Origin of the sequence: Spirulina sp. CS-785/01, assembly GCF_028330525.1 — a bacterium.
In the GTDB taxonomy this organism is placed as follows: domain Bacteria; phylum Cyanobacteriota; class Cyanobacteriia; order Cyanobacteriales; family Spirulinaceae; genus JAQMSD01.
This window is the reverse complement of record NZ_JAQMSD010000031.1, coordinates 21537-29729: the sequence shown is the minus strand read 5'-3', so window position 1 is coordinate 29729 and position 8193 is coordinate 21537. Positions and strand designations below refer to the sequence as shown.

The window sequence follows — 8193 nt, the reverse complement described above, 5'->3', positions numbered from 1 at the left end:
GGATAGGGAAGATGGAGGAGATAGGGAAGATAGGGGAGATGGGGAGGATAGGGAAGATGGAGGAGATAGGGAAGATAGGGGAGATGGAGAAGAACAAAGAACCAACAACACACCTAAGATGTCACTAACAAAGGGGCAGCTTGTAATAACTTCTTCGTATAAGGATGTTGGGGATCATCGAATAACTGGTGAGTTTCGCCCATTTCGACAATCTTTCCCGCATTCATTACCGCAATTCGATCACACAAAAAACGCGCCACCCATAAATCATGGGTAATAAACAAATACGTTAAATTAAACTCGGTCTTGAGAGCTTGCATTAAGTCCAACACCTGGCTTTGAATACTCGCATCTAACATACTGACAGGTTCATCACAGATTAACAGTTTGGGTTGCGTAATTAACGCTCTCGCAATAGCCACCCGTTGCTGTTGGCCTCCAGATAACTCCCTAGGATAACGGTGATAATAGTCCTTTACCGGAGTTAACCCCACTTTCTCTAACATCGCCGACCCACGCTGTCTCGCTTCCCCTGGTTTCGCCAAATTGTGAATATATAACGGGTCTGCTATGCCCTCTCCAATGCTCATTAAGGGGTTTAAACAGGCTAGAGGGTCTTGAAAGATCATTTGCATTTTTTGGCGCAAATTGCGCACCTCAGCCGTCGATAAGGTGGTTAATTCTGTGCCGTCTAGCTTCACACTGCCGGAGGTGGGGGAAATCAGTTGTAAAATAGTCCGGGAGAGGGTACTTTTCCCACATCCCGATTCCCCGACTAAACCAAAAATTTCCCCTGCTTGTAGGGAAAAACTCACCCCGTCCACTGCTTTAATAACAGGTTGTTCTTGACGGGTGAAAAATTGCTGTAAAAAGTTGCTCTCTAGGGCGAAATGTTGTTTTAAGTCTGTAACTGCTAATAAGGGAGTTTGTGTGGGTTGGGAGTCTAGACTTTTCTGGGTTTCGTCAATGACTTGGATATGTAAGGCCGCATTGAGGAGAGACCGGGTATAGTCGTGTTGGGGACGTTGTAGGATGGTTTTCACATCACCGAATTCTACCATTTTGCCTTGATACATGACGGCCACGCGATCGCAATATTCCCCCACTAAGGCCAAGTCATGGGAGATCAACAACAACCCTAAATCCCGTTCCGCACATAACCGGGTCAACTCCTGTAAAATCTCAGACGCTACCGTAACATCTAAACTGGTGGTGGGTTCATCTGCGACAATCAATTTAGGATCAAGAAGTAATGCTAAAGCAATGGCCACTCGTTGACGCATTCCCCCACTAAACTCATGGGGATACTGAGACCAACGGTTTCGCGGAATACGAACCGCGTCTAGGGTTTCTAATGCCTTATTTTTAGACGCTTGTTTGGAGAGTTGGGGTTGATGCGCGAGCAAGGTCTCTACACAATGATCCCCAATCGTCATCAACGGGTCAAGTCGCGTCATAGGGTCCTGAAATACTAAAGACACCACTTCCCCCCGAAACCGTCGCAACTGGGACGCATTCAACCCAAACACCGATTTCCCCTCAAACAACACCTCTCCCTCAATGCGAGTCTCTTGGGGTAATAACCGCATCGAAGCACGTCCCAAGGTGGACTTCCCACACCCCGACTCCCCCACAAACCCCAACCGTTCCCCCGCTTCTACCTTAAACGACACCCCATCCACGGCCCAAACAGGTTTCTCCGCCGAAGACTGACTCGGATAGGCCACCCGCAAATTTTCCACACGCAATAAGGTCATTTTTTTTGGTAATTGGTAATTGTTAAAAAAGGGAACAGGGAACAGTAATTTATTCTTTGTTAGCTCATTAAGCTATTTTGCATTTAAATTGGTATGTGATAGGAGGGAACAGCCTTTCGGCTTCGCTACCCCTGACGGGACGCTAACGCGAACAGGGCAAGAGAATAGGGAACAGGGAAAGAGATTAGAGTATTTTTGGCTCACTTGAAGTAACCCAGTTTAAAAGTATTTTACCTGATCCATTATCAATTAATCATTTATCCTTCAATTCTTGCACATCCGTGTGTTTCATCACTTTTCGCATGAGGAAAGCCAAGGCATAATCCCCATTGGGATGGTTCATTAGCTGTTCTGCTAAGGCAAAAATCTTCTCCGCTAAATCCTCCCCTAACTTATCAATCAACGTCTGACGTTCATTAGCCAAATACTCCTGCTCTCGCATTTTCATTTGCCATTGACGCTCAAAAAACTGCTCAATGGAACTACTTAACCCTAACTGGGTTAAAACCTCCCATTCTCCCTTATCGCACCAAAACCCCTCGCATTCTTGACAGCGTTCCACAAAAAACGGAATGCGATATTTGACTTTTGCACGGGAGAGATAACGACTACATTCTGGACATAACCCCGCTTTGGAATCCCCCACCGGAGGAGCAAATTCAAAATCGAGGGGTTTTTGTAGAAGTTCCGGGGTAGCAGTGTTTTGGGGCGTTTTTTCCTGCCATTTCTCGTATTCCGTCGCAGGTATCCAGTTTCCCTCACACTGACTACATCGCTGTACCGTGATACTTTGGGACAGTTGCTTCTCGGATAACTCTGCACTTCTACATTTTGGACAATCCACGGATTCCTCCTCATGCTAAATCTTTCCCATTTTAACTGTCTGGGGGTCGATGAGAAATATCAGGCAGATCAGCTACATTAGAGTTAACCTGCAATTAGCGTGTGGCAGAATTGAATTAACTTGTCGATTTTCTGCAAACATCCCTGTTCCCGTTCCTGTCTTGTTGCTTGCTGACGAGCCGCTTGTAAAAATAATACATCGGTTTGGAGTAATCGCATAGTACGGTTGATCTCAGTTTGGATCGATTGCCAAGACGAGCGTTCTTCGACAGGTATCTTGTCTTCTTTCTCCTCACTCAAGGGCAAAATGTTTTTTTGATACACTTGTTTTACTTGTGTAAAGGCTTGCCCGATCGCGGTTGGATTGGGTGGTGCTGAGTCCCGAATGGCTAGGGTGACAGCGTTTTTTAACTCTGTCAGGGTTTCTAAAAAAGTTTGGTATTGGTCTTGATAAAGTTGAGGCAACATACAGAAGGAGGGTATTATTATTTTCTTATCACTAATAATTGTATTAAGCCACACATCTTGACCGCAATTTTGCCCTTTAATACTGACAAGCCCTAAGATTGGTCGCTATTGTCTCTAGTATCACCAACCTTAACCCTTTTTCCTTCTTTCCTCCCTGACAACTCAGTATTTATTCTGCTTGTTTTATTTTTCCTTCACCCAAGACGTACACCCATTATCATAATCCCATGAATCCTATTCCTACCTCTCAAACCCAAGAAGTCGCCCCCGTTGCGGCCTCCCCAGAGACTGTATTACCCACCGATATTGTCCTTCCGGACTGGTTGAATCGGTGTTTACTGTCTCACCACTCTCCTGAAGACCAAGATAACGACAGTGCGCTCATTTGTCGCGCTTTTAATTTCGCCTATAGTCTCCATGAAGGGCAATATCGGAAGTCTGGAGAGCCTTATATTGCCCATCCCATCGCCGTTTCCGGTTTATTACGGGATTTGGGGGGCGATAGTGCCATGATTGCGGCGGGCTTCCTCCATGATATTGTCGAAGATACCCATGTTACGCCAGAAGAAATAGAGTCCGAATTTGGCGAAGAAGTCCGTCAACTGGTAGAAGGGGTGACAAAACTCTCTAGTTTTAATTTTTCTAGTAAAACGGAACGACAGGCCGAGAATTTTAGACGGATGTTTTTGGCCATGGCCAAAGATATTCGCGTCATTGTGGTGAAATTGGCGGACCGTTTACATAATATGCGGACGTTAGAACATCTCAAACCCGCCAAACAACGGCGTATCGCCCAAGAAACCATGGACATTTTCGCCCCCCTAGCAAACCGTTTGGGGATTGGTCGGTTTAAATGGGAGTTAGAGGATTTAAGTTTTAAATATCTTGAACCGGAAGCGTATCGGTCAATTCAGAGTTTAATCTCAGAACGGCGCAGCGATCGCGAAGATAGAATTAAACAAGTCGTGGAGATTCTGCGGGAAAAGTTACGATATCTGGATATTCATGTCTGGGAAATCAAAGGCCGTCCCAAACACCTCTACGGCATTTACCAGAAAATGCAACGGCAGCATAAAGAATTTCACGAAATTTTCGATATTGCCGCCCTACGCATCATCACCGAAACCAAAGACGGGTGTTATCGAGCGTTAGCGGTCATTCACGATGAATTTAAACCCATTCCGGGGCGATTTAAAGATTATATTGGTTTACCGAAACCCAACCATTATCAATCCCTCCATACAACGGTGATGGGACCCACTGGCCGCCCCCTCGAAGTGCAAATTCGGACCCTAGAAATGCACCATATCGCCGAATACGGGATTGCGGCCCATTGGAAGTATAAAGAATCCGGGGGGTCTAAGAGTACCAAAATCACCTCCGAGGATGAGAAGTTTTCTTGGTTGCGGCAGTTGCTAGAGTGGCAAAACGACCTCAAAGACGCACAGGAATACGTGGATAACCTCAAGAATAATTTATTTGAGGATGATGTCTATGTGTTTACGCCTCAAGGGGATGTCATTGCCTTATCCGGAGGGGCCACCCCCGTGGACTTTGCCTATCGGATACATACAGAAGTCGGCAACCACATGAAAGGGGCCCGGGTGAATGGCCGTTGGTCGGTGTTGGATACCCCTCTACAAAATGGGGATATTGTGGAGATTATCACCAGTAAGAATAGCCGACCCAGTTTAGATTGGCTCAATTTTGTGGTGACTCCCAGTGCGCGAAACCGGATTCGCCAATGGTATAAGCGATCGCACCGGGATGAAAATGTGGCCCGGGGACGGGAACTACTGGAAAAAGAATTGGGTAAAAATGGCTTTGAAGCCTTGCTCAAGTCTGATCCTATGCGGATGGTGGCAGAACGGTGTAATTATCAGAGTGTGGATGATTTACTGGCCGCTTTGGGATATGGGGAATTAACCCTTAATCTAGTGGTGAACCGTTTGCGGGATGCCGTGAAGAAACAGCAACCCATTGAAACAGACCATTCTCTCTCCTCAGCCACCACCACCATCGAAACCAGTCCTAGTTCCCCCCAAACCCCTGGGAGTAATTCTCCGATTACAGGAATTGAGGGATTGGTGCATCAGATCGCCGGGTGTTGTAGTCCTATTCCAGGTGAACCTATTATCGGAGTGGTGACTCGTTCTAAGGGGATTTCGATTCATCGTCAGGGGTGTAACAATGTGGAACAAGTGGAGGGCGATCGCTTGATTCCCGTAAGCTGGAATCCCGTCCAAGACAATGGCCGCACCCAAACCTATCGGGTGAATATCCAAGTCGAGGTTCTTGACCGAGTGGGCATTATGCGGGATATTTTGGCTAAGTTGAGCGATCAGAATATCAATGTCTGTAAAGCCGATGTCACCACCAACCCAGGGAAACCGGCGGTGATTAGTCTAGGCATTGAAATCCGCGATCGCGTACAGTTAGAAAACAGTTGCAACCGCATTCGTCAAATGAGTGACGTTCTCAACTTACGACGAGTCCAAGACGGTTGGCGAGAAGACCATTAAGCAAATCAGGATTTAAAAGCGTGAGGATGAAGGGTGAAACACAATCGGCCATCAGCCGTTTTTTCCAACTACTCCAACTCTCTAAACGACAACTCTTAATTATAAGCGCGATCGTGAGTTTCACCCTCGCCCTCCTAGGGGCCGGGAGAACCATGGCCAAATCCCCCACCTTACCCGAAGATATCCAAGGGTATTGGGCCCAGCAATGTGTTAATTACATCGTCGGGCAAGGAATCATGAAAACCTACCCCGACGGCACATTTCGCCCCAACCTACCCGTCACACGAGGCAAATTCGCCGATATTATCGTCCGCGCCTTCCCCGACGCACCCGTCGTCTTAAACTACAATCAGGATTACTTTGTAGATATCCCCAACGGATACTGGGCCACCGCCGCCATCCGCAAAGCCTTTGAAACCAACTTTTTAGCCGGATATCCCGATCGCATTTTCGCCCCCCTCCAAAATATCCCCCGCGTCCAAGTCATTGTCGCCATTGCCTCCGGCTTTAACTATACCCAACCCTTTCAACCCACAGAAGCCCTCTTACAAGATACCTTCATTGATGCCCAAGACATTCCCGGTTACGCCAAAGATTACGTCGCCGCCGCCGTAGAAAACCGCGTCGTCGTCAAATTCCCCAACCCCCGGCAACTAGACTCCCAACAATGGGCCACCCGTGGAGATATTGCCGCCTCCTTATGTCAAACCAAAGCCAGCCCCAGCATCATCCCCCAAGAATACGTCGTCGCCCCTGGGATGGGGAGTGGATAATAGATAATGACGCGAGGTGCGACTTTCGACGACAGAATCTTGGTTTCAGGTTATTTGAGCCAATCTCTTGTTTCTCGAACCCGCTAAAATTAGGGGTTTTCAAAAAGTCGCACAAGACGTTAATTGTTAGACGTTAATTATTAATTGCTCATGCTCCACCCCATCTAGCTCGATAGGGACGAATATCCAAATGAATTAAATTGGGATAACTGCGATAAATGCCCATCCCACCCGGCCAGTCTCTTAACCGAGAAGCCATTTGTCGTCCCGTCATACCAGAGCGCAACACATCCACCGCTTGACCCACCTTATGGCGGGAAAATCTTGCCCCACCCACCTGACTATTCCAAGGTTCAGGCCGATACCAACTGGTAATCACCAACGGAAAACCACCCAAACGGTCCCGCACCTCCTCCAAACGAGTCGCCAACGCAATAATATTATCCACATGAGCCTTCGTTTTTGGGATGCGTTCCCCATTATGTAAAGCTTCCCGCCAGAAAAAATGACCATTGGGAATAATCGGTTCATTGAGATAAAACGTGCTGGTATATCCCGGTAAATTAAACGCATCCCCTCGCTCCTTCACCTGGGGGGCCTCCTCCTCCGGTTGCAGTTGTAACGGTTCACCCTCTTGGAAAATCTCAATATGGTCAATAAACGCATACCAAGTATTAAACCCATTAAACGAATCATTCAGCAGGGCAATTTTTACATGATTCCCTTCCTCTGTCCAACTGTGCAGCGCGAACTCATTCCCCTCTTTAATGGGATATTTCAAATTCGGATCAGTAATCTGACTACTATCAATGGCTTCTTGTTTAAACACCGTATCTCGAATAACTTTCACCGAGAGATCAGGAATAGGAGTCCCCAACAGCTTCTCCCAAGTATTCGGACCCACAATTCCATCCACGACTAACCCTTGCCGTCTTTGGAAATTTTCCACCGCTTCTGCGGCCTCTGCATCGTACATCCCATCAACGTCTGTGCCAATGCGATACTCGATATAACGCACCGCTAACCCTTCCGCATGGTTTGGACGCATCACGGGTTGGGAGAAAATTTCCTCCATGGCTTTCCAAGTTAACGACACTGGCCGGCCCGGGGCATCAATTTCCATTAACTCATGAAACTTTTGGGTTGCGGATTCGGTGGCTGGCCCCATAATGCCATCCTCGCTCAATGCCTTCCCGTTTGCGTCCCGAATTTGTAGTTTATTTAAAGATTCCTGTAACTCAAGGGTTTGATTATCTTCGGGGATAGGAGACGGTTCTGTAGGCAGTTTACCCGCTAACCCTTTGACAATGGCATTGGCCATCGTCTCGGTATTATACAGCCGCATATCCTTCTCAGAATCAATAAAACAACATTCAACAAGAATAGCGGGCATATCGGTATTACGAACCACATACAGATGAGAACCGTTCTTAATGCGCCGATTATTAAACCCTAAACCAACAATATTCTCTAACACAGGTTGAGCCACACGCCGCCCTGCATCACTGATAGCATAAATTTCTGTCCCGTTGGCACTCCCGTTAAAGGCATTGAAGTGAATCGACACATAAACGTCCACTCGATTACTATTGGCCGTTTGTACCCGTTGGGCCAGGGAATTCAGCACACTACTGGCACTATTGGGGGTACAATTCACCACCTCATGGTTTAATGCCTTGAGTTTTTCGAGGATCAATGTTCCCACTGCTTTGGTTAATTGATCCTCACTCCCAAACCGAGAAGACGCTCCCACATCGGGGGGTGCGTTATGACCCATATCAATGCCAAATTTCATAGCCGTTTCCCTGAACTCACTCTAGATTGTACTGG

6 protein-coding genes are annotated in these 8193 nt (G+C 47.1%); 2 read left to right on the top strand and 4 right to left on the bottom strand.

Going from position 1 to position 8193, the window contains the following annotated elements; genetic code table 11:
• Positions 1 to 113 precede the first annotated feature (113 nt).
• The 3 genes from PN462_RS01315 to patD form a co-directional block, all read right to left on the bottom strand.
• A complete protein-coding gene (locus tag PN462_RS01315; RefSeq protein ID WP_272126056.1) occupies positions 114 to 1757 on the bottom strand; it encodes a dipeptide ABC transporter ATP-binding protein in 1644 nt (547 codons plus the stop codon).
• A 253-nt stretch (positions 1758 to 2010) separates the two neighbouring features.
• Positions 2011 to 2601 carry a TFIIB-type zinc ribbon-containing protein gene (locus tag PN462_RS01310; protein ID WP_272126054.1) on the bottom strand — a complete coding sequence of 197 codons (591 nt, stop codon included), beginning with the start codon at positions 2599 to 2601 and terminating at the stop codon, positions 2011 to 2013.
• Between the two features lie 83 nt (positions 2602 to 2684).
• Positions 2685 to 3068 carry a heterocyst frequency control protein PatD gene (gene patD / locus PN462_RS01305; RefSeq protein WP_272126053.1) on the bottom strand — a complete coding sequence of 128 codons (384 nt, stop codon included), beginning with the start codon at positions 3066 to 3068 and terminating at the stop codon, positions 2685 to 2687.
• Positions 3069 to 3295: 227 nt separating this feature from the next.
• Between patD and PN462_RS01300 the strand changes: the two genes are divergently transcribed.
• Positions 3296 to 5590, top strand: coding sequence for a RelA/SpoT family protein (locus tag PN462_RS01300; protein WP_272126051.1), 2295 nt, complete (start codon positions 3296 to 3298; stop codon positions 5588 to 5590).
• A gap of 26 nt (positions 5591 to 5616) precedes the next feature.
• Positions 5617 to 6363, top strand: coding sequence for an S-layer homology domain-containing protein (locus PN462_RS01295; protein WP_272126049.1), 747 nt, complete (start codon positions 5617 to 5619; stop codon positions 6361 to 6363).
• Positions 6364 to 6511: 148 nt separating this feature from the next.
• Here PN462_RS01295 and PN462_RS01290 read toward each other — a convergent pair whose 3' ends face one another.
• Entirely contained in the window at positions 6512 to 8158 is a 1647-nt protein-coding gene (locus PN462_RS01290) for an N-acetylmuramoyl-L-alanine amidase (protein ID WP_272126048.1), read from the bottom strand.
• Positions 8159 to 8193: the final 35 nt, after the last annotated feature.